18 protein-coding genes and 1 pseudogene are annotated in these 19,930 nt (G+C 67.8%); 8 read left to right on the plus strand and 11 right to left on the minus strand.

Annotation, left to right across the window (positions count from 1 at the left end; all coding sequences use genetic code 11):
- Positions 1-831, minus strand: coding sequence for an ABC transporter ATP-binding protein (locus BAY15_RS03745; protein ID WP_068849112.1), 831 nt, complete (start codon positions 829-831; stop codon positions 1-3).
- Positions 831-1,943, minus strand: coding sequence for an ABC transporter permease (locus BAY15_RS03750; protein ID WP_068849114.1), 1,113 nt, complete (start codon positions 1,941-1,943; stop codon positions 831-833). Before BAY15_RS03750 ends, BAY15_RS03745 begins: the two co-directional genes overlap by 1 nt.
- 81 nt (positions 1,944-2,024) lie before the next feature.
- On the opposite strand from BAY15_RS03750, the gene BAY15_RS03755 reads away from it, so the two are divergent.
- Positions 2,025-3,284 carry a threonine/serine ThrE exporter family protein gene (locus BAY15_RS03755; RefSeq protein WP_068849116.1) on the plus strand — a complete coding sequence of 420 codons (1,260 nt, stop codon included), beginning with the start codon at positions 2,025-2,027 and terminating at the stop codon, positions 3,282-3,284.
- A 99-nt stretch (positions 3,285-3,383) separates the two neighbouring features.
- On the opposite strand, the pseudogene BAY15_RS03760 reads toward BAY15_RS03755, so the two are convergent.
- The 3 genes and pseudogenes from BAY15_RS03760 to BAY15_RS03770 form a co-directional block, all read right to left on the minus strand.
- Positions 3,384-3,755 (minus strand): annotated as a pseudogene (locus BAY15_RS03760) (H-NS family nucleoid-associated regulatory protein); the annotation flags it as partial.
- A gap of 154 nt (positions 3,756-3,909) precedes the next feature.
- Positions 3,910-5,601, minus strand: coding sequence for a proline--tRNA ligase (locus tag BAY15_RS03765; protein ID WP_068849120.1), 1,692 nt, complete (start codon positions 5,599-5,601; stop codon positions 3,910-3,912).
- Between the two features lie 123 nt (positions 5,602-5,724).
- Entirely contained in the window at positions 5,725-6,105 is a 381-nt protein-coding gene (locus tag BAY15_RS03770) for a DUF4124 domain-containing protein (protein WP_068849122.1), read from the minus strand.
- A gap of 101 nt (positions 6,106-6,206) precedes the next feature.
- Here BAY15_RS03770 and pssA point away from each other — a divergent pair, with 101 nt between their 5' ends.
- The 3 genes from pssA to rimI are packed head-to-tail and all read left to right on the plus strand — an operon-like array spanning position 6,207 to position 7,971.
- Positions 6,207-6,986 (plus strand): CDP-diacylglycerol--serine O-phosphatidyltransferase, encoded by a 780-nt coding sequence (pssA, locus tag BAY15_RS03775; protein ID WP_068849124.1) that lies wholly within the window; start codon positions 6,207-6,209, stop codon positions 6,984-6,986.
- Positions 6,987-6,991: 5 nt separating this feature from the next.
- Entirely contained in the window at positions 6,992-7,477 is a 486-nt protein-coding gene (locus BAY15_RS03780; RefSeq protein ID WP_068854538.1) for a hypothetical protein, read from the plus strand.
- Positions 7,474-7,971: a ribosomal protein S18-alanine N-acetyltransferase gene (rimI, locus tag BAY15_RS03785; protein ID WP_068849126.1), complete on the plus strand. Its 498-nt coding sequence runs from the start codon at positions 7,474-7,476 to the stop codon at positions 7,969-7,971. Before BAY15_RS03780 ends, rimI begins: the two co-directional genes overlap by 4 nt.
- A gap of 69 nt (positions 7,972-8,040) precedes the next feature.
- Here rimI and BAY15_RS03790 read toward each other — a convergent pair whose 3' ends face one another.
- The 3 genes from BAY15_RS03790 to BAY15_RS03800 all read right to left on the minus strand — a co-directional run bounded on the left by BAY15_RS03790 (position 8,041) and on the right by BAY15_RS03800 (position 12,842).
- Positions 8,041-10,866: a valine--tRNA ligase gene (locus tag BAY15_RS03790; protein WP_068849128.1), complete on the minus strand. Its 2,826-nt coding sequence runs from the start codon at positions 10,864-10,866 to the stop codon at positions 8,041-8,043.
- A 73-nt stretch (positions 10,867-10,939) separates the two neighbouring features.
- Complete coding sequence (locus BAY15_RS03795; protein WP_068849130.1) at positions 10,940-11,365, minus strand: DNA polymerase III subunit chi; 426 nt, start codon at positions 11,363-11,365, stop codon at positions 10,940-10,942.
- The gene (locus BAY15_RS03800) at positions 11,352-12,842 is read right to left on the minus strand and encodes a leucyl aminopeptidase (RefSeq protein ID WP_068849132.1); all 1,491 of its coding nucleotides are present in this window, start codon (positions 12,840-12,842) and stop codon (positions 11,352-11,354) included. The genes BAY15_RS03795 and BAY15_RS03800 overlap by 14 nt, the downstream gene beginning before the upstream one ends.
- A gap of 104 nt (positions 12,843-12,946) precedes the next feature.
- Between BAY15_RS03800 and lptF the strand changes: the two genes are divergently transcribed.
- Together lptF and lptG are read left to right on the plus strand one after the other, a co-directional pair.
- Positions 12,947-14,026 carry an LPS export ABC transporter permease LptF gene (gene lptF / locus BAY15_RS03805; RefSeq protein ID WP_068849134.1) on the plus strand — a complete coding sequence of 360 codons (1,080 nt, stop codon included), beginning with the start codon at positions 12,947-12,949 and terminating at the stop codon, positions 14,024-14,026.
- Positions 14,023-15,129 (plus strand): LPS export ABC transporter permease LptG, encoded by a 1,107-nt coding sequence (lptG, locus tag BAY15_RS03810; RefSeq protein WP_068849135.1) that lies wholly within the window; start codon positions 14,023-14,025, stop codon positions 15,127-15,129. The genes lptF and lptG overlap by 4 nt, the downstream gene beginning before the upstream one ends.
- Before the next feature lie 306 nt (positions 15,130-15,435).
- On the opposite strand, the gene BAY15_RS03815 is transcribed toward lptG, so the two are convergent.
- Positions 15,436-15,909 (minus strand): RDD family protein, encoded by a 474-nt coding sequence (locus tag BAY15_RS03815; protein ID WP_068849137.1) that lies wholly within the window; start codon positions 15,907-15,909, stop codon positions 15,436-15,438.
- Positions 15,910-15,979: 70 nt separating this feature from the next.
- Between BAY15_RS03815 and xerD the strand changes: the two genes are divergently transcribed.
- Entirely contained in the window at positions 15,980-16,954 is a 975-nt protein-coding gene (xerD, locus tag BAY15_RS03820) for a site-specific tyrosine recombinase XerD (RefSeq protein WP_068849139.1), read from the plus strand.
- A 21-nt stretch (positions 16,955-16,975) separates the two neighbouring features.
- Here the strand turns inward: xerD and BAY15_RS03825 are convergent, their stop codons facing one another.
- Positions 16,976-17,776, minus strand: a complete 801-nt coding sequence (locus BAY15_RS03825) for a hypothetical protein (protein ID WP_068849141.1) — start codon at positions 17,774-17,776, stop codon at positions 16,976-16,978.
- A gap of 167 nt (positions 17,777-17,943) precedes the next feature.
- On the opposite strand from BAY15_RS03825, the gene BAY15_RS03830 reads away from it, so the two are divergent.
- Entirely contained in the window at positions 17,944-18,720 is a 777-nt protein-coding gene (locus BAY15_RS03830) for a DsbC family protein (protein WP_068854539.1), read from the plus strand.
- A 42-nt stretch (positions 18,721-18,762) separates the two neighbouring features.
- Here BAY15_RS03830 and BAY15_RS19105 read toward each other — a convergent pair whose 3' ends face one another.
- A complete protein-coding gene (locus tag BAY15_RS19105) occupies positions 18,763-19,902 on the minus strand; it encodes a hypothetical protein (RefSeq protein ID WP_157771690.1) in 1,140 nt (379 codons plus the stop codon).
- Positions 19,903-19,930 lie beyond the last annotated feature (28 nt).

Raw genomic sequence — 19,930 nt, forward strand, 5'->3', positions numbered from 1 at the left:
TTACTCCCTCTTCTGCTTGGCGGCGCGTGCAGCACGCGCACGCGGTCCGTGGAAATATTCCTGGATCCACGGATGCTCCAGTTGTTCGATCTCATGCAACGGTGCGTTGGCGATCACCTTGTGGTCGGCCAGCACCGCCACCCGGTCGCAGATCGCATACAGGGTGTCCAGGTCGTGCGTGATCAGCAGCACGGTCAGGCCCAGCGCTTCCTGCAGGGTCTTGATCAGGCGGTCGAAGGCGGCCGCGCCGATCGGGTCCAGCCCGGCGGTGGGCTCGTCCAGGAACAGCAGCGGCGGGTCCAGCGCCAGCGCGCGCGCCAGCCCGGCGCGCTTGCGCATGCCGCCGGAGAGCTGCGAGGGCAGCTTGTTGATCGCGTCAGCGGGCAGGCCGGCCAGCTTCACCTTCAGCAGCGCCAGTTCGTAGTGCCAGCGCTCGGGCAGTTCGCCGTGGTGTTCCTTCAGCGGCACCTGCACGTTCTCGCCCACGGTCATGGACGAGAACAGCGCGCCATCCTGGAACAGCACGCCGGTGTTGCGTTCGATGTGCAGGCGGTCGGCACGGTTGTCCGAGCGCGCATCCACGCCCAGCACCTCGATCTCGCCGGCATCGGGATGGCGCAGGCCCAGGATGCTGCGCATCAGCACCGACTTGCCGGTACCCGAGCCGCCCACCACGCCCAGGATCTCGCCGCGGCGCACGTCCAGGTCCAGCCCGTCATGCACGGTCTGGCTGCCGAAGCGGTTGGTCAGCCCACGCACGCGGATCGCCAGGCCGTCTTCATCGGCCAGGTCCACGCGGGTGTCTTCATCAGGGGCGGCTGTGGTCGTCATCACCAATCCATGTGCATGAACCACAACGCGGCGAACGCGTCGATGATGATCACCAGCGAGATGGTCTGCACCACGCTGGAGGTGGTGCGCTCACCCACCGACTGCGCGGTGCCTTCCACCTTCAGCCCTTCCAGGCAGCCGATCAGGCCGATCACGGCGGCGAACACCGGCGCTTTGGACAGGCCCACCAGCATGTGCCGCACTTCAATGGTGTCGTGCAGGCGCGCCAGGTACATCTGCGGCGGAATATCCAGGTCGAACGCGCCCACGGTGACGCCACCGGCCAGGCCGGCGATCATCGCCACGAAGGTCAGCAGCGGCAGGGTGATCAGCAGCGCGATCAGGCGCGGCAGCACCAGCAGGTCGACCGGGTCCAGGCCCAGGGTCTGGATGGCGTCGATTTCCTCGCGCGCCTTCATCGAGCCGATCTGCGCGGTGAACGCGCTGGCGGTGCGGCCGGCCAGCACGATCGCGGTAAGCAGCACCGCGAATTCGCGCAGGAAGGCGATGCTGACCAGCTCCACCACGTAGATCTCGGCGCCGAAGTCACGCAGGATGGTCGAGCCCAGGAACGCGATCACCGCACCCACCAGGTAGGACAGCAGCGCCACCAGCGGCACCGCATCCAGCCCCACCTGCTCCATGTGGTGCACGGTGGCGGTAAGTCGGAAACGGCGCGGCTCGCGCAGCAGGCGGCCGCCCTTGACCAGGTTCTCGCCCAGGAAGCTGGCCAGCGCCACGATGTTGTGGCCGGTGGCATGCACGCTGCGACCCAGCCGCTCCAGCGCGGCCAGCACGCCGAAGTCGCGCTTGGCCTTGGGGCGGTCGTCAGCCACTTCTTCGATGGTGCACACCAGCGCGCGGTGGTCCTCGCGGAAGGTCAGTGCATCCTCGGCCAGGTCGGCGCGATGGGCCACCCGCAGTACCTGCAGCACGCCAGCCGAATCCAGCTGGGTGATGCCGCTGGCATCGATGCCGGTGACTTTTTCCGGTGCCGCGCGCAGCACTTCGGCCGCGTCCAGCGCGGTGCGCAAGGTCCACTGCCCGGACAACCGGATGAGACCGGGGTCCTGTGGATCCTGTTCAAGTTTGGGGGTCTGGTCTGGCGTCATGGGGCGTCCTCCATGCAGCATAACCTTTCTGCGTGGATGCCAAGTGTGTGCGCGCCCCGACATCGGGTAATACTACGCCGCATGTCTGCCGACGCACCCGCCATTGCCACCCCTCCAGCCACCTACGCACAGCGGGTGGCCTTCGTATCCGAGATCGCCGGACGGCTGCACAGCTACGGCACCACGGCCCAGCGGCTGGAGGCGGCGGTGGTTGCGCTGTCGCAGCGGCTGGACCTGGACTGCGAGCCGTGGTCGAACCCGACCGGGCTGATCCTGAGCTTCAGCGACCCGACCAAGGCCATCGGTTCATCGGACATCACGCGCGTTATCCGGCTGGCACCGGGCGAAAACGACCTGCACAAGCTCAGCATCGCCGACCAGATCACCGAAGCGGTGGCCAACGGCACCATGAGCATCGCCCAGGGCCATACCGCACTGCGGCAGCTGGACAAGGACCCGGGCCGGCGCGGCAAGATCCGCATGATCCTGTCCTACAGCCTGGGCGCGGCCGGGGTGGCCGGGCTGTGGAAACTGCCGTGGCTGGATATCGCCACCGCCGGGGTGATCGGGTTGCTGATCGGGCTGATGACGCTGGTCACCGACCGCCGCCCGGCCAGCCGCGAAGCCAGCGAGGCATTGGCGGCACTGCTGGCCGGTACGGTGGCAGCGCTGGTGGCCTCGTTCGTGGGCGCGCTCAACCTCAATACCGTCATCATCGCGTCGCTGGTGGTGATGTTGCCCGGCATGTCGCTCACCAACGCGGTCAACGAACTGGCCAGCCAGCACTGGGTATCGGGCACCGCGCGTTTTGCCGGCGCCATCACCACCATCCTCAAGCTCACCGTCGGCGCGGTGATCGCGGTGACGCTGTCGGGCATCATCGGGCTGGACCCGGTGGTGCGCGCATCGCGCCCGCAGGCCGACTGGGTGGAATGGAGCGCGCTGCTGATCGCGGCGTTCGCGTTCGCGATGCTGTTCAAGGCCCACCGCCGCGATTACCCGTGGGTGATCGCGGCCTCGGTGGCCGGCTATGCGATCTCCAAGTTTGCCGGCCAGGCGTGGGGCCTGCCGGCCGGCATCTTCATGTCGGCGATGGTGATGACCGCCGCAGGCAACCTGTTCGGCCGCCTGGTGCAGCGACCGGGCGCAATCATCCGCTTGCCCGGCATCATCATGCTGGTGCCCGGCAGCACCAGCCTGCGCGGCGTGCTCACGTTGGTGCAGCAGCAGGACATGAGTGCCGGCCAGACCGTGCTGATGACCGTGCTCAACGTGGTAATGGCACTCGTGGCGGGATTATTGTTCGGCAACCTGCTGGTGCCGGCGCGAAAGAATCTGTGAGTTTCTGAGAGTTTCCGAAAGCCTGCTCACGTAACCCAAAAAAAAACGCCAGCCATCCCGGCCGGCGTTTCAATGCGCGCGCCATCGGCGCATCGCTTACTTCTTGATCAGGAAATCTTCCAGCTTCTTGCCCTTGGTGGTGTGCGCGGCCAGCCAGCGCGGCTGCTTGCCACGTCCGGTCCAGGTTTCCTTCGGGTTGGCCGGGTTGCGGTACTTCGGGGCAACCTTGCCCAGCTTGCGCACGGCCTTGGCCGGTGCTGCGCCGGCGGCCTTGCTGGCGCGGCCGCGGGTGGGAGCGGCAACGCCCGCCACTTCTTCCAGGGTGTATCCGTTTGCCTTGGCCAACTTGGTCAGCTGTGCGCGGACCTTGGTGATGGCCGGGCGCTTGGCGACGATCGTCTGCTGCTTCTTGGCGTTCTTGATCAGGGCGCCCAGCTCTTTGGCGGACAAACCACTCAGGTCAATACTCATCAACTGCTCCGGAATCTAAAAATAGAAGGACGGGGTTGAGCCAGTCCTTGGCGCGGCAACAGCATACATTCTCATTTCGAAGATGCACAGCGCGCAGAAATAATCAATGGAAACGGGACAATAAAATGCCGGGATATCCCACCCGGCACTGTCATCACTTCGTCAGCTTGGCCATCAGCGCGTCGCGGTCCAGGCTCTCCGCTTCGCTGGCACTGCGCGCGCGGTACTCGAACGTACCGGCGGCCAGGCCGCGTTCGGACACCACCACCCGGTGCGGCACGCCGATCAGTTCCATGTCGGCGAACATGGACCCCGGGCGCAGCCCGCGGTCGTCCAGTGCGGCATCCAGGCCGGCGGCCTGCAGCTCGGCCAGCAGTTCGGCAGCGGCACTGGCCACGGCGTCGTCCTGCTTGGGGTTGATCACGCACACCACCACCTGCCACGGCGCCATCGCGTCGGGCCAGATAATGCCGGCATCGTCATGGTTCTGTTCGATCGCCGCGGCAACGATGCGCGAGATACCGATGCCGTAGCAGCCCATCGCCATCACCGCGGCCTTGCCGTTTTCGTCCAGCACGGTGGCATTCAACGCCTGCGCATACTGGCGGCCGAGCTGGAACACGTGGCCTACTTCGATGCCGCGTGCCACGCGCAGTTCGCCACCATCGGCGGCACGGTCGCCTTCCTTCGCATTGCGGATGTCGGCCACTTCCGGCTCGGGCAGGTCACGGCCCCAGTTGACGCCGGCAATATGGAAACCGGCTTCGTTGGCGCCGATGACGAAGTCGGCCATCGCAGCAACGTCGCGATCGGCCACGATGCGGATCGGCTTGGCCGGGTTGAGGGGGCCCAGGAAGCCCGGTTCGCTGCCGAGGTGCGTGGCGATTTCCGCCTCACCGGCCATGCGGTAGCCCTGCAGGCCCTGGACCTTGCCCAGTTTGATTTCGTTGACGTCGTGGTCGCCGCGCACCAGCGCCAGCACGAAGCCGGCTTCGGTCATGATCGCGATCGATTTGACGGTACGCTCCAGGCCCAGGCCGAGCAGGGCGGCGACCGCCTCGCAGGTTTTCTGGGTGGGGGTGTCGACCTTGCGCAGCGCTTCGCTGGCGGCCGGGCGCGGGCCCGGGGCAGCGGCGACGGCGGCTTCCATGTTGGCCGCGTAATCGGAGCCGGTGGAGAACACCAGCGCATCTTCGCCGGAATCAGCGATGACGTGGAATTCCTGCGAGGCGTCGCCGCCGATCGCGCCGGAATCGGCCTGCACCATGCGGAAGTCCAGGCCCAGGCGGGTGAACACGCGGGCATAGGCGGCCTTCATGTTTTCGTACTCGCGCACCAGGCAGGCATCGTCCAGGTGGAAGGAATAGGCATCCTTCATCAGGAACTCGCGCGCGCGCATCACGCCGAAGCGCGGGCGGATCTCGTCGCGGAACTTGGTCTGGATCTGGAAGAAATTCACCGGCAGCTGCTTGTAGCTGTTCAGTTCCTGGCGCGCGAAATCGGCGGCGGCCTCTTCAGCGGTGGGGCTGTAGCAGAACACCTGCTCCTTGCGGTCCTTGATCTTGAGCAGCTGCGGGCCGAACTTTTCCCAGCGCCCGGTGGCCTCCCACAGGTCCTTGGGCTGGATGGTCGGCACCTGGAATTCAATGGCGCCGGCACGCTCCATTTCCTCGCGCACGATGCGCTCGACCTTGCGCAGCACGCGCAGGCCCAGCGGCGACCAGATATACAGCCCCGAGGCGAGCTTGCGGATCATGCCCGCGCGCAGCATCAGCCGGTGGCTGGTCAGCTCGGCGTCGCCGGGGGTTTCCTTGGTGGTGTGCAGGTGGAACTGGGAGAGGCGCATCGTCGGCTTCGCTGAACGGCTGGGAGGCAATATTCTGCCAGCCCGGCCGGCGACGTGCCCAATCCGCCGCAATTCCACCGCCCCCCCTCGGTAGCCCCCGACCGTTGGTCGGGGGGAGACCGGTCAGGCCGCAGGCTTGCAATACGCCTTGATGCCGGCTTCGGCCAAGGTCTTCTGCGCTTCGCGCTGGCCGTCATCCAGCGGGGTATCCGGCTTGCCGTCGCCATTGGTGTCCTGCAGCACCGCGCCCTTGCCGTTGAGCAGGGACAGGTTGGTGCGGGCGGTGGTGCAGTCGGCCGATTCGGCGGCGGCGGGCTCGGCTGCCGCGGTGCGGCCGGCCGGGTCGCGGGTCTGGATCTTGCGCTCTTCGGCCTTCTGGCCGGTGGGCGGCTTCTCCGAATACTGGGTTACGCCGTTGGCGTCCTTCCACTTGTAGACGGTTCCGGCGCTGGCCGAAGCGCTGGCAAGCAGCAGCAGGCAGCACACGAGGGGCAGGGCACGCATGGCAACTCCGGGCAGCGGGGACAGAGGCGCGATTGCAGCATTCCCGCCCCGTGCTGGCAAGCCTCCCCCCAAACCGGGCCGCAGCCACTAAACTGGCGGGCATGGATCAGATGAAACCCCCGCCGCGCTCGCGCAGCATCTATTTGCTGCCCAACCTGTTCACTACCGCCGGCCTGTTCGCCGGGTTCTACGCGATCATCGCGGCGGCCAACGGCGATTTCGTCAATGCCGCCATCGCCGTGTTCGTGGCGGCGGTCATGGACGGCCTGGATGGCCGGGTGGCGCGCCTGACCGGGACCAGCAGCGAGTTCGGCGTGCAGTACGACTCGCTGGCCGACCTGGTCAGCTTCGGCATGGCCCCGGCGCTGGTGATGTACCACTGGTCGCTGTCTTGGCTGAAATTCGATGACCCCGTGCTCGGCCGGGTCGGCTGGGCGGTGGCGTTCCTGTATGCGGCGTGCGCCGCGCTGCGCCTGGCCCGCTTCAATACGCAGGTCAGCGTGGTCGACAAGCGCTGGTTCATCGGCCTGGCCAGCCCGGCCGCGGCGGGGCTGATGATGTCCTTCGTGTGGGCCTTTGCCGATGGCCAGCTGGGCTGGGATGGCAATGAGCTGCGCTACGTGGCGCTGGCCGTGACCCTGGTGGCAGCGCTGCTGATGGTGAGCCGGATCCGCTTCTGGAGCTTCAAGGGCAGCGGCGAGAAAGGCCCGCGTGCCGATCGCGTGCCGTTCCTGGCGCTGGCGCTGGTGCCGATCGCCATTGCGATCATGGTCATCGACCTGCCGCGCGTGCTGTTCGCGGTCGGCGTGATCTATGCCCTGTCCGGGCCGGTCAGCTGGCTGTGGCAGCGCACCCGCAAGACGGCCGAGCCCGGCGCGTGAGCAGCCTGGCCGACCCGTCACTGTGGACCCCGGCGCAGCAGTCCTGGCTGCAGGCGATGGGCTACACGGTGTTCGTGGACGGCAGCGTTGAACCGGCGCCGGACGTGCAGATCGAACTCGGCGCGGCACCCGCCACCGAACAGGCGCTTCCGCCCGCCCCACGGCGCGACGCACCGCCGCGCATGGAAGACGCTTCCCCGCCAGCGCGCGGCAACGCGCCCAGCGACGATGCTCCCGCCGCGCAGCGCCGCACCGCGCCCGCTGCCGAAGCGCCTCCCGCGCCCGTGCGCGCCGGCGCCCGCCGTCCCGCCGTCCGCATGCCGCCGCCGCTGCAGATCGCGCTGCTGCGCGCCTCGGGCTGCAACCCCAATGATCCGGACACCCAGGCGCTGATGGCCGGCTGGAACCTGGACGAACTGCGCGGCAATGCCGCCGCCAAGCGCGCGTTGTGGCCGCAGTTGAGGGCACTGCGCAAGCGGGGCCGCGGGTGAGCGCGGTCAGTTCGCCGCGGCCGATGAGGCTGCGCGCGCTGCGCGAGGTCGACCTGGATGCGGTGATGGAAATCGAGCTGCGCGGGTATCCGTTCCCGTGGACGCGCGGCATCTTCGTCGATTGCCTGCGCGCCGGTTATCCGGCCTTGGCGCTGGACGACGACGGCGTGCTGGTGGGGTATGGGGTGCTGAGCATCGCCGCCGACGAAGCGCACGTGCTCAATGTCTGCATCGATCCGGCCTGCCAGACCCGTGGCCTGGGCCGGCGGCTGTTCCGCGCGCTGGTGAAGCTGGCGCGCGAGCACGGCGCCCACCGGGTGTTCCTGGAAGTGCGCCCGTCCAACACCCCGGCGGTGGCGCTGTACCATAGCGAAGGCTTCAACGAGATCGGCCGGCGCCCACGCTATTACCCCGCACGCGATGGGCGCGAGGACGCGTTGGTGATGGCGATCGAACTGGTCGACGACGACATCCAGACGATGCCGCCGTTGTAAAGGCAGCCACGCCCTGCGTGGCTGCGAATCCCGGCAGGTGGCGACCGTTGGTCGCCACGCGCCAACCCGTTACAGCTTCGCGCGCTGCGCGACCAGGCCTTCGAGCTGCGCGGTCCAGTCGACCAGGCGCACGCGCTCCTGCTCGATCACCGCCGCCGGCACCTTGTCGGTGAACTTGGACAGCTTGGTGGCGCTCTTTTCCTTTTCCGCCTCCACCCGCGCGATTTCCTTGTCCAGGCGCGCGCGTTCGGCACCCAGGTCGACCAGGCCTTCCAGCGGCACCAGCAGCTTCAGCTCGCCCACGATCGCGGTGGCGGCCGGCGGGGTGTCCGCATCGCCGGCCAACCACTCGATGCGCTCCAGCTTCAGCAGGAACGACAGCGACGAGGTTAAGCGGGCCACGCGGTTGCGGTCGTCCTCGCTGCCACCCTGCAGCAGCAGGCCCACCTGCTTGGCCGGCGGCACGTTCAGTTCGCTGCGCACGCGGCGGAGCGCGCTGACCATCGACTTCAGCCATTCCACGTCGGCCTCGGCACGCGCGTAATCGCCGGCGAATTCGTCCGCGGTCGGGTAGGCGCGCAGCGAAATGGTGTCACCGTCAATGCCCAGGCGCGGCGCCACCTGGCGCCACAGCTGCTCGGTCACGAACGGGGTGAGCGGGTGCAGCAGGCGCAGCAGCGCTTCCAGCACGTACAGCAGGGTGTGGCGGGTGCTCGCTGCGTCTTCGGCGTTGTCGCCGTTGAGCGCCGGCTTGGTCAGTTCCAGGAACCAGTCGCAGAACTCGTTCCACGCGAACTCGTACAGCGCCTGCGCCAGCAGGTCGAAGCGGTAGTTGGCGTAGTGCGCCTGCGCTTCGGCCGACACCGCCGCCAGGCGCGCCAGGATCCAGCGCTCGGCATCGGTGCGCGGCTGCGGCACGCCGGTGAACTGCACGCCTTCGGTGTTCATCAGGGTGAAGCGGCTGGCGTTCCACAGCTTGTTGCAGAAGTTCTTGTAACCCTCGGCGCGGCTCATGTCGAACTTGATGTCGCGGCCATGGGTGGCCAGCGCGGCGATGGTGAAGCGCAGCGCGTCGGCACCGTGGGCGATGATGCCGTCCGGGAAATCCTTGCGGGTCTGCTTCTCGATCTTCGGCGCGTCCTTGGGCTTCATCAGCCCGGTGGTGCGCTTGGCGACCAGGTCGTCGATGGAGATGCCGTCGATGATGTCCAGCGGGTCGAGCACGTTGCCCTTGGACTTGGACATCTTCTGGCCCTGCGCATCGCGGATCAGGCCGGTGATGTAGACGTCCTTGAACGGGATCTTCCCGGTGAAGCTGTCGGTGGCCATGATCATGCGGGCCACCCAGAAGAAGATGATGTCAAAGCCGGTGATCAGCACCGACGACGGCAGGTAACGCTCGAAACCGCGCTCGGCCATCGCCTGTTCGTTCGGCCAGCCCAGGGTGGAGAACGGCCACAGCTGCGAGGAGAACCAGGTTTCCAGCACGTCGCTGTCCTGGGTGAGCACCACATCGGCACCCAGCCCGGCGCGCGCGCGCGCGTCCGCTTCATCGCGGCCCACATAGCAGGTGCCGGCCGCGTCGAACCACGCCGGAATGCGGTGGCCCCACCACAGCTGGCGGCTGATGCACCAGTCCTGGATGTTTTCCATCCAGTGGCGGTAGGTGTTGATCCAGTTGGCCGGGACGAACTGGATGGACCCGTTTTCCACCAGTTCCAGGCCGCGCTGGGCCAGCACATCCATCTTCACGAACCACTGGTCGGTCAGGTAGGGCTCGATCACCTGCTGGGTGCGGTCGCCGCGCGGCACCTGCAGCTTGTGCGCCTTGGTCTCGACCAGGATGCCCTGTTCTTCCAGTTCGGCCAGGATGACCTTGCGCGCTTCGTAGCGGTCCAGCCCGCGGTACTTTTCCGGGGCGTTGTCGTTGATCGCCGCCACCGGGGTGAACAGGTTGATCATCGGCAGGTTGTGGCGCAGGCCGACCTGGTAATCGTTGAAGTCGTGCGCCGGGGTGACTTTGACCACGCCGGTACCGAACGCGCGGTCGACATAGTCATCGGCGATCACCGGCACGCTGCGCCCGGTCAGCGGCAGGGTGACGCTGCGGCCGATCAGGTGCGCGTAGCGCTCGTCTTCCGGGTGCACCATCACCGCCGTATCGCCCAGCAGGGTTTCGGGGCGGGTGGTGGCGACGACGAGATACCGGCGGGTTTCGCGCAGGGTCTCGTTGCCGTCGGCGTCGCGCTCGACATGCTCGTAGCTGGCGCCGTCTTCCAGCGCGTAGGCGATCGACCACAGGAAGCCGTCTTCCTCCACGCTTTCCACTTCCAGGTCGGAAATGGCGGTCTTCAGCACCGGGTCCCAGTTGACCAGGCGCTGGCCACGGTAGATCAGGCCCTGCTCATGCCAGCGCAGGAACGCCTCGACCACCGCTTCGGACGGCTGCGGGTCCATGGTGAAGGTGCTGCGCGACCAGTCCGCCGAGGTGCCCATGCGGCGCATCTGGCGCTCGATGATGTCGCCCGACTGCGCCTTCCATTCCCATACCTTTTCGATGAACCCGTCGCGGCCCAGCGAATCGCGGCTCTCGCCGTTGCCGGCCAGCGCCAGGTTGCGCGACACCACCATTTCGGTGGCGATGCCGGCGTGGTCGGTCCCCACCTGCCACAACGTGTCGTAGCCGCGCATGCGGTGGTAGCGCACCAGCGCATCCATCAGGGTCTGCTGGAAGGCATGGCCCATGTGCAGCGTGCCGGTCACGTTCGGCGGCGGCAGCAGGATGGTGTACGGCTCGCCCTTGCCGGACGGCTTGAAGTGCCCGGCCTTCTCCCAGGAGTCGTACAGCTCCGTTTCGAAGGTCTTGGGGTCGTAGCTGGAGGCAAGTTGGGTCATGCGGGGGCAACCAGGAGGCAATCGGTAAAGGATCAGGGCACCGGCGGCACCGATCAAGGGTGCCGGGCCGGGCTTACATGTCGTACTTGTTCAGGTCGAAATCCAGCGCCTTGTACTGGCGCCAGCGCTCGCGCAGCGGCTCGCGGGCTTCGGGGTCGGCCGGCACCACTTCCAGCACCCGGTCGCAGGCGCCCAGGTAGGGGTCGTCGCGCAGGTTGATCACCAGCGGGCGCGACGGGGCGTCGGTACCGGGCACGGCGATCAGCACCAGCGCCTCTTCCTCGTCCACGTCTTCACCGGCGATCTGGTGCGGAATGTAGGCATCGTCGTCGAACGACCACAGCAGCTCGTCCAGCTCCTCGGCCTGGGCCTGGTCGCGCGCCAGCACCAGGGTGAACAGCCCGGCGTCATTGGCCTTGCGGGCCAGTTCGCAGACCAGGCGCAGCGGTTCGGTCAGGAACCGCGGCTTGGCGATCAGGTAGAAATCAGCCCGCGACATGGGCGTGGCCGACCTGGTCGAGCAGCCACTGGGTCAGAAGGCCGACCGGGCGGCCGGTGGCCATGCCGCGCTTGCCTTCGTCGCTGGCCACGCCGGCGATGTCCAGGTGCGCCCAGCGCTGGCCTTCGGTGAAGCGCGACAGGAAGCAGCCGGCGGTGATCGCGCCGGCCCAGCGGCCGCCGATGTTGTAGACGTCGGCGAAGCTGGAATCCAGCATCGGCTGGTATTCGTCCCACAGCGGCAGGCGCCAGGCGCGGTCGAACACGTGTTCGCCGGCGGCCAGCAGTTCGTTGGCCAGGTCGTCGTGCTTGGTCATCAGGCCGGCGGTCTGGTGGCCCAGGGCGACCAGGCAGGCACCGGTCAGGGTGGCCACGTCGACCAGCGCGGCCGGCTCGAAGCGCTGCGCGTAGGTCAGCGCGTCGCACAGGATCAGGCGGCCTTCGGCGTCGGTGTTGCCCACTTCAATGGTCTTCCCCGACATCGAGGTGATCACGTCGGACGGGCGGTAAGCGTTGCCGTCGATGGCGTTCTCCACCGCCGGGACCACCACCACCAGGTTCAGCGGCAGCTTGGCGGTGACCGCCGCGACGAAGGTGCCGATGACATTGGCGCCACCGCACATGTCGTACTTCATCTCTTCGATGCCGCCCTGGGTCTTCAGGTTCACGCCGCCGGTATCGAAGGTGATGCCCTTGCCGACCAGCACGTACGGCTTGGCGTCGCCGCCGTTGTTCCACTTCAGCACCACCAGGCGCGGGCGGTTGGCCGAGCCACGGGCCACGGCCAGCAGCGAACCCATGCCGAGCGCTTCCATCTGGGTCTCGTCCAGGATCTCCGCTTCGGCACCGGCATGGGCCTGGGCGAAGGCCACCGAGGATTCGGCCAGGTAGGCCGGGGTGCACAGGTTCGGCGGCAGGTTGCCCAGCTCGCGGGCATGCTGCACGCCGGCGGCGATGGCCTGGCCCTGGGTCAGCGCCTGGCTGTCGGTGCCGGCGATGGCCAGCGTGGCCAGGCCCGGGGCCTCGGCCTTTTTGGTGCCCAGGGTGGCGGTGTAGCGGTAGGCAGCGTGGTCGGCGCTGATCACGGCCTGGCGGATGTTCCAGGCGGCATCGCGGCCCTTGACCTCGATCTCGGCCAGGGTGAACAGCGCATGGCGGATGACCCCGGTCTTCAGCGCGCGGCTGGCATCGCCCACCGCCTTGAGGTACTGCGGCACGCCGAACTTGGCCGGCTCGCCCAGCCCGACCACCAGCACGCGCGGGGCCTTCACGCCGGGCACGTCATGCAGCAGGGTGGTGGCGCCGGTCTTGCCGCTGACATCGCCGCGGGCGACCAGGGCGGTCAGACGGCCGCCCGACGCGGCGTCCAGGGCCTGTGCCGCCGGGCTCAGGGTCTGGTCGGCATAGGCGGCAACGATGACGCAGTCGACCTCGGCCGAGGCCGGGGCAGCGTGGTTCAGGGTGAATTCCAGGGCCATTGATCAGATTCCGTTGGCAAAAACGTACAATCGCGAACTGTTTACGTCCCGTCAGTAGACTGGGCAGCCACGCGAACGAATCCGAGAGTTTAAACCACCGCCCCATGTCGAAGCTCGATCGCTATCTCCTGCGTGATTTCGTCCAGAGTTTTCTGGCCACCCTGATCGTATTGCTGGTAGTAAGCGTGGGCGGCGTGCTGGTGGACATCCTCGGCAACATCGCCGACGGCCGCCTGCCTGCCCGCCTGCTGTTCTCCCAGCTGGGCCTGCAGTTCATCGTCTACATGCCGCTGATCCTGCCGCTGGCGCTGATGCTGGGCCTGCTGCTGGCCACGGCGCGGCTGTACCGGGATTCGGAAATGGCGGTGCTGACCGCCATTGGCGTGGGCCCCAGGCGGCTGCTGCGGCCGGTGCTGATGCTGGTGCTGCCGGTGGTCGGTCTGATCGCCCTGTGCTCGCTGTGGCTGGGCCCGTGGGCCGACCGGACCAGTGAGCAGATGGTTGAAGACGCCAACAAGAGCCTGGTCATGGCCGGGCTGGAGTCGGGCAAGTTCACCATGCTGTCCAATGGGGGGGTGGTCTACCTGTCCTCGGTCTCGGCCGACGGCAGCGGGCTGGGGCGGATCTTCGTCCAGCGCAGCCGCGGCGACCGTATCGAGGTGATGTCGGCCGCGACCGGCAAGATGTTCTTCGAGGGCGACCGCCAGCGCTACCTGCAGCTCAATGACGGCCACCAGATCGAGGGCCCGGCCAACGGCGCGCTGGATTACCGGCTGATGACCTTCGTCCGCAACGACGTTGCGCTGCCCGATGGCGCCATCACCCGCGACGAAAACGACCCCGAGCTGCTGCCGACCGGCCGGTTGTTCGGCGACCCCCGGCCGGAAGCCCAGGCGCAGCTGCACTCGCGCATCACCCCTCCGCTGATCGCCCTGGCGTTTGCGTTGATGACCCTGCCGCTTGCGCGCAGTTCGCCGCGCCAGCAGCGGTACGGCAGGATGATGTTCGCCTTCCTTGCCTACATGGTCGGCATGAACCTGATGTTCATTGGTACCCGTTGGATCGCGGACGGCAAGGTGCCGGCGACAGTGGGGTTGTGGTGGTTGAGCCTGCCGTTGCTGGCGCTGGCCATCTGGATGTACCTGCGCGACGGCAAGCTCTCGCGCCCGCGGAGGACCGCATGAAGCTCCACCCGATGCGGTTTGATTTCTACCTGGGCCGGGCGGTGTTCGGCACGGTGCTGTTGACCTGGGCCGTGCTGGTCGGCCTGGACGTGGTGATGGCGTTCTCCGGCGAGTTCAAGGACGTGGGCAAGGGCGGCTATACGCTCGGCCATGCGGCGGCCTCGGTGCTGTACACCGTGCCGCGCCGGGCCTACACGTTCTTCCCGACCGCAGCGGTGATCGGTGCGCTGATGGGGCTGGGCCAGATGGCCGCCACGTCCGAGCTCACCGCGCTGCGCGCGCTGGGGCTGTCGCGCAAGCGGCTCAGTGCCTCGGTGGCGATCGCGTTGTCGCTGATGACGGCGGTGATGGTGGTGAACGGCGAGACGCTGGCACCGTGGGCGCAGAACCGCTCCGACAGCATCCGGGCCAGTGCGAAGTCGGGGCAGAACCTGTCTGCGTCGCGATACGCGGGCATCTGGGTACGTGAAGGCGACACCTTCCTTACCGCGACTAGTGGCGAAGAGCAGCTGCTCCCCGGTGGCGGCACGCGGCTGGTGCTCAGCGACGTGCGCCTTTACCAGATCGCAACGGACGGAAACATAGCGTCGGTGACCCATGCCGGCACGGTCGAGCACACGGCCGACGGCTGGACCTTGAACAAGGTGCGCCGCGATACCTTCGGCGAGCGTTCGGCCACCCGTACCACCGTGGACACCGAAAAGTGGGATTCCAAGCTGGATGCGGGCGCGCTGGCCGCCGGTTTCTCCAAGCCGCGCAACCTGGCCGCGCGCGACCTGCGCACCAGCATCGAGTACCGCAAGCGCAACGGGCTGGACGCGCGCGATTACGAGGACATCTACTGGAGCCGCTGGTTCTACCCGCTCAACGTGCTGGCGCTGTGCCTGGCCGCCGTCCCCTTCGCGTTCGGTTCGCTGCGCAGCGGCGGCATGGGCAAGCGCCTGTTCCTGGGCATCCTGTTCGCGCTGGGCTTCTGGCTGCTGCAGCTGTTCTTCGGGCGCATGGCCGGCGCGCTGAAGTTCGATTACCGCATCGCCTACGCACTGCCGCCGATCGTGATGCTGGTGGTATCGGGCATGCTGTTCCGGCGCAAGTCGGGGTGATGGGGTAACGGGCGGCTTCGGTTGGGTCTGAACGTCGGTGGGGTGGTCGCAACCGGCGTTGGATCGGTGTTGGACGCTTGAGCCGCGCTGCGCGCGGTTTCCGGCCAACGGCCGGGGCTACGAATTCATACGGGCCCATTGGGATCGGGATCAATCAACCCTGGGCGCCGGTTGCATTTCGATGGTTCACCATCGGCTCCGGATGCATGGCGCCAATGCAACACGAGCCCCTGCGAACCCCCAACGAACGTTGACCTGCCCGGTAGCGCCGACCGTTGGTCGGCCGAGGCGGTCTGCGCCGCGTTCTTATCGCTTCGGCAATCGCAACAACCGGGTGCCGCTTGCCCGGTCGTGCCACGTCAGCCGTTGCCGATCCACCAACGCCCACCACATCCCAAACCCGGCCAGCAGCACCGACACGGTTCCTACCGCATAACGCACCCACAACTGCCCCAGCGTAGGCGCACCCCCATCGGCCCTCACCACCTGCAACCGCCACGGCCGCATGCCCAACGTCTGGCCACCGCGCCGCCAGCTTTCGACCGCATATACGCCGGTCACGACCCAGCAACACCCCCACAGCAGCCACTGCAGCGCACTGAACGGCGCGATGTTGTCGCGCGCGGCGTGGCCGGCCGCGTAGCCGGCGGTGAACAGCGCGCCGACCAGCATCCACAGCGCCAGCGCCGGGAAGAAGTCGTACAGCAGCGCCAGCAGCCGCCACACCAGCAGCGATGCAGGGCGGGCGGTATCCGTGGCCACAGCGGTAGGTGCGCTCATGCGCCGAGCATACCCGCGCCGGCGTCCGCTGTGGATGGCCGGCGCGGCCCCGTCTCCGTATCCTGTGGGCATGTCCGACACCGCCACCCCCGCCGCGCGCCGCCAGCTGGTGCAGCACCTGCCCGAACTGCGCGGTGACGACAACGCGCACATCCAGCGTTTCCTCGACGCGGTCTGGGCCGAGCAGGGCCTGGCCCGGGCCAGCCTGGACAGCTACCGGCGCGACCTGGAAGGGCTGGCCCGCTGGCGCGACGGCGCCGGCAACGGGCTGGCCGGGATCGACCGCGCCGGCCTGTTCGACTACCTGGCCTGGCGCGCGCGCCACGGCTGGTCGCCGCGCAGCAACGCGCGGCTGCTGTCGGCGCTGCGCGCGTTCTTCGCCGATGCAGTGCGGCGCGGACAGCGCAGCGAAGACCCCAGCGCGCTGCTTGATCCGCCCCGGTTGCCACGATTGCTGCCCAAGGCGCTGGCCGAGAGCCAGATCGATGCGCTGCTCGCCGCACCCGAGGTGGCGCAGCCACTGGGCCTGCGCGACCGCGCCATGCTCGAGCTGATGTACGCCGCCGGCCTGCGCGTAAGTGAGCTGGTGGAGCTGCCGGCCAACGCGGTGAACCTGCGCCAGGGCGTGCTGCGGGTGACCGGCAAGGGCAGCAAGGAACGGCTGGTGCCGCTGGGCGAGGAATCCCAGCACTGGCTGGAGCGCTACCTGCGCGAAGCACGGCCGCAGCTGGTCGGCACGCGCACCGTGCCGGCGCGCGACGGCGAGGTGCCGCTGTTCCTGGAACCCTCGTTGCAGCCGTTGAGCCGCCAGCAGTTCTGGTCACTGGTGAAGAAGTACGCCGCGCTGGCCGGGATCGACCCGGTGCGGATCAGCCCACATGGGCTGCGCCACAGCTTCGCCACCCACCTGCTCAACCGTGGCGCCGACCTGCGCGCGCTGCAGATGCTGCTGGGCCACAGTTCGCTGTCCACCACCCAGATCTACACGCTGGTGGCACGCGAGCACCTGCAGAAGCTGCACGCGCGCCACCATCCCAGAGGGTAGTGGCGCACGGCGCTGTGCCGCTCAGGCGTAGCTTTCCCGGGGCTCGCCGATCGCCACCCAGGCGGTGGAGGCGGTGCTGCAGCTGCCGTCGTCGGACACCTCGTCGCTGTCCGAACCCGCCGACGCATCGACCAGCATCGCGGTGTTCCACCACCCGTTGACCGCGTCGTTGCGCGAAGCGCGGCTGGGCGACAGCGACGCAACCGAAGGACGGTGCTGGGGCGCCACGCGGGCCCCGAAAGAAAACAGCAGCGCTTTCTGACCGTCGTGTTCCACCGCTGGCGCCTGTGCGTACAGCTCCTCCATGGCGGCGCGGTGCAGGTCGGCCGCACGGTCCGGGTCATTGATGTCCGGTGGGTTGGCACGCAGGTAAGCGGCTTTGAAGTCAGGAAGCGTGGTCAGCTCACCCTGCCAGAACAGCGTGGCCAGTGCAGCGCGCGCGCGACCGAGCACCGCATCGGGCGAGACCAGTGCCTGCATGGCCTGCGCGCGGGGCCCGGTGTTGGACACCCAGCGCGGCCGACGGTCGCCACACCGGTTCAGCACCTGCTCCAGCCGCTCGACGCGGTCGGCGACGTGGTGGGAGGGGATGAGCTGCTCACGCAGCCGGGCCAGGTGGGCGGCGCGGTCCACCAGCTTCGGCGCGCTGAGCGCGCCGCTCCAGAAACGCCCGGACAGCCGGGCTTCGCTGTTCTGGATGCTGTTCATGGCGCGATGGAAGCGCACGCCGTCGTCGGAACCGGCCGCCAGCGCCACGCGGGCGGAGGTGCGGCGGAGGACATGGGCCTTGAACGAAAGCGTGATCGATGAAAGGGAATGCACGGGAAAGGGGCAGGGCGGACGGAGGGGCAGCGAGCGTGCACGCACTGATGGGCGAGCGCTTTCACGATTCCCTCGCCGCACCCGCAGGCGGGCCGAAGGCGCCCGCCGTGACGTCGCCGCGGGAGCGGCTGTGCGAGAATCGGGCACCTTTTACCGTGGAACTGCAGATGCTTCGAGTCCTTACCGTGGCGCTGTGCGGTGCGCTCAGCCTGACCGCCTGCGCCCAGCCGGCGCCGCCGGCCGCCAAGCCTGGCGCCCAGCCGGCCAGCAGCGCCGCGCCGGCCAATGCCAACGCCGACCAGACCGTGCGCAGCGCGCTGGCCGGTCTGGACCCGAAGTTCAAGCCCGACTACATCGGCGCGGCCCCGTTCCCGGGCTTCCGCGAAGTGCTGGTGGGCGGGCAGGTGCTGTACGTGTCCGACGACGGCCGCTACCTGATGCAGTCCCAGCCGTACGACATCCAGAACCGCGCCCCGGCCAGCAGCGCCGGCCTGCTGGCCTACCGCAAGCAGCTGCTGGACAAGGTGCCGCGCGGTGACCGCATCGTGTTCGCCGCGGCCAATCCCAAGCACACGCTCACCGTGTTCACCGACATCGAGTGCGGGTACTGCCGCAAGCTGCACCAGGATCTTCCCGAGCTGAACCGCATGGGCATCACCGTGGAGTACGTGGCGTTCCCACGCATGGGCCCGGGCAGCAAGGACTTCACCGACATGATCTCGGTCTGGTGCGCGAGCGACCGCCGCAAGGCGCTGACCAGCGCCAAGCAGGGCCAGCCGGTTGCGCCGAAGAACTGCACCAGCCCGGTGGCCATGCAGTACAACCTCGGCCAGCAGGTGGGCGTCAGCGGCACCCCGGCGGTGTTCGCCGCCGACGGGACCCAGCTGGGCGGCTACGTGCCGCCGGCACAGCTGCTCAAGGCGCTGGAGCGCCAGGCCAACTGAGCCCCAACCGCCCCGGGATCACCCTCGGGGCGAACCGCATCGTCATGCTTCGGAATCGCTCCAGCCGTGGTCGGAGTCCGCGCCTGCATCAAGCAGATGGCTGCCGCGGCCAGAATCGGAGCTGTAGCCGGACAGCGATTCCTTGTGCTTGTCCGTCATCAGCTCGAAGCCCTTGACCAAGCCTGCAGCGACCCGCAACGGGGAAGGGCTGGTGGCGCTAGAAGGGGATGGGCTGGCGGCGCTAGAGACGGTGCTTTCCACGCTCGCCTGGCGCGCCTGGCGTTGTGCAACCGCGATGAGCATGTCTGCCATCAGATCGTCGTGGGAAGGGGATGAGAACAGGGCGTGTGCCATCCTGCCCGGAGATGGCCGCGGCGATGGCGGACCGGGAGTGCCGGTCGCAGGAGGCAGCGGCGGAGGCGGCGGTATGTCGACCGCAGGCGCAGCGTTGTCGTCGCTGAAGGCGTTCAACATTGCCTCGAATGCCTCGATTTCGCGTGTCTCCTTGTCGAACCGCACGTCGGCAGCGATGCGTTCCTCAGCCGAGACTGGATCCCACTCGTCATCTGAATCGCTGTCGCTCAGCAACGACGGTGATTCAGCGTCATTGGCGTCGGCCGAGGTCGTATCGTCGATCTGGTTGGCAAGGGTCAGAGGGCTGGCGACATCGATTGCTTCGGCATCGTACCCATCCACTTCGCCGAAGAAGCTGCCCAGGTCCTTCTCCCCTTGAACAAGCGCGGCGGCCTGTCGATCCAATGCATCCATTGCCACCGATGGTTGGGAGGTGAGACCTGCTTGATCGAAGCCCAGGGGATGACGTTCATTGCCGCTCTTCGGCACCGGAATGCGCGCGCCCGGTCCGTGGTGCAACCAGCTGGTGCCTTTGGTGGTGACGATGCACGCGAGACGGTTGGAAACGGACGTTGGGGAGCACGGTTGAACCTGCTGCGGCGCTTCATGCCGCTCCGGCTGAAGTGGCAGTGCTGTGAGCCTGGCGCGGGGAAGGGTGACCACAACGCCGGGATCGATGCGGGGTGCTCGCGACCATCCGGTGGGCAGGTGGTTGCGGATCTGTTTGAGCGTGAGTGGCTTGAGCTGATCCCGGATCGAGACCTTTTCTCTGGCGTTCTGGTTGCCGAGTAAAGCGCAAATGCGCAGCAGGGCGGTAGGGGTCCGCATGGGATGCAATGCGCCATAAGGGAAAGGA

This window comes from Stenotrophomonas rhizophila (assembly GCF_001704155.1).
Classification (GTDB): domain Bacteria; phylum Pseudomonadota; class Gammaproteobacteria; order Xanthomonadales; family Xanthomonadaceae; genus Stenotrophomonas; species Stenotrophomonas rhizophila_A.

Bases quoted from the DNA above. Each gene is read 5' to 3' on its own strand.
- BAY15_RS03745 (WP_068849112.1), bottom strand. From the start codon at position 831: ATGACGACCACAGCCGCCCCTGATGAAGACACCCGCGTGGACCTGGCC.
- BAY15_RS03750 (WP_068849114.1), bottom strand. From the start codon at position 1,943: ATGACGCCAGACCAGACCCCCAAACTTGAACAGGATCCACAGGACCCC.
- BAY15_RS03755 (WP_068849116.1), top strand. From the start codon at position 2,025: ATGTCTGCCGACGCACCCGCCATTGCCACCCCTCCAGCCACCTACGCA.
- BAY15_RS03765 (WP_068849120.1), bottom strand. From the start codon at position 5,601: ATGCGCCTCTCCCAGTTCCACCTGCACACCACCAAGGAAACCCCCGGC.
- BAY15_RS03770 (WP_068849122.1), bottom strand. From the start codon at position 6,105: ATGCGTGCCCTGCCCCTCGTGTGCTGCCTGCTGCTGCTTGCCAGCGCT.
- pssA (WP_068849124.1), top strand. From the start codon at position 6,207: ATGGATCAGATGAAACCCCCGCCGCGCTCGCGCAGCATCTATTTGCTG.
- BAY15_RS03790 (WP_068849128.1), bottom strand. From the start codon at position 10,866: ATGACCCAACTTGCCTCCAGCTACGACCCCAAGACCTTCGAAACGGAG.
- BAY15_RS03795 (WP_068849130.1), bottom strand. From the start codon at position 11,365: ATGTCGCGGGCTGATTTCTACCTGATCGCCAAGCCGCGGTTCCTGACC.
- BAY15_RS03800 (WP_068849132.1), bottom strand. From the start codon at position 12,842: ATGGCCCTGGAATTCACCCTGAACCACGCTGCCCCGGCCTCGGCCGAG.
- lptF (WP_068849134.1), top strand. From the start codon at position 12,947: ATGTCGAAGCTCGATCGCTATCTCCTGCGTGATTTCGTCCAGAGTTTT.
- lptG (WP_068849135.1), top strand. From the start codon at position 14,023: ATGAAGCTCCACCCGATGCGGTTTGATTTCTACCTGGGCCGGGCGGTG.
- BAY15_RS03815 (WP_068849137.1), bottom strand. From the start codon at position 15,909: ATGAGCGCACCTACCGCTGTGGCCACGGATACCGCCCGCCCTGCATCG.
- xerD (WP_068849139.1), top strand. From the start codon at position 15,980: ATGTCCGACACCGCCACCCCCGCCGCGCGCCGCCAGCTGGTGCAGCAC.
- BAY15_RS03830 (WP_068854539.1), top strand. From the start codon at position 17,944: ATGCTTCGAGTCCTTACCGTGGCGCTGTGCGGTGCGCTCAGCCTGACC.
- BAY15_RS19105 (WP_157771690.1), bottom strand. From the start codon at position 19,902: ATGCGGACCCCTACCGCCCTGCTGCGCATTTGCGCTTTACTCGGCAAC.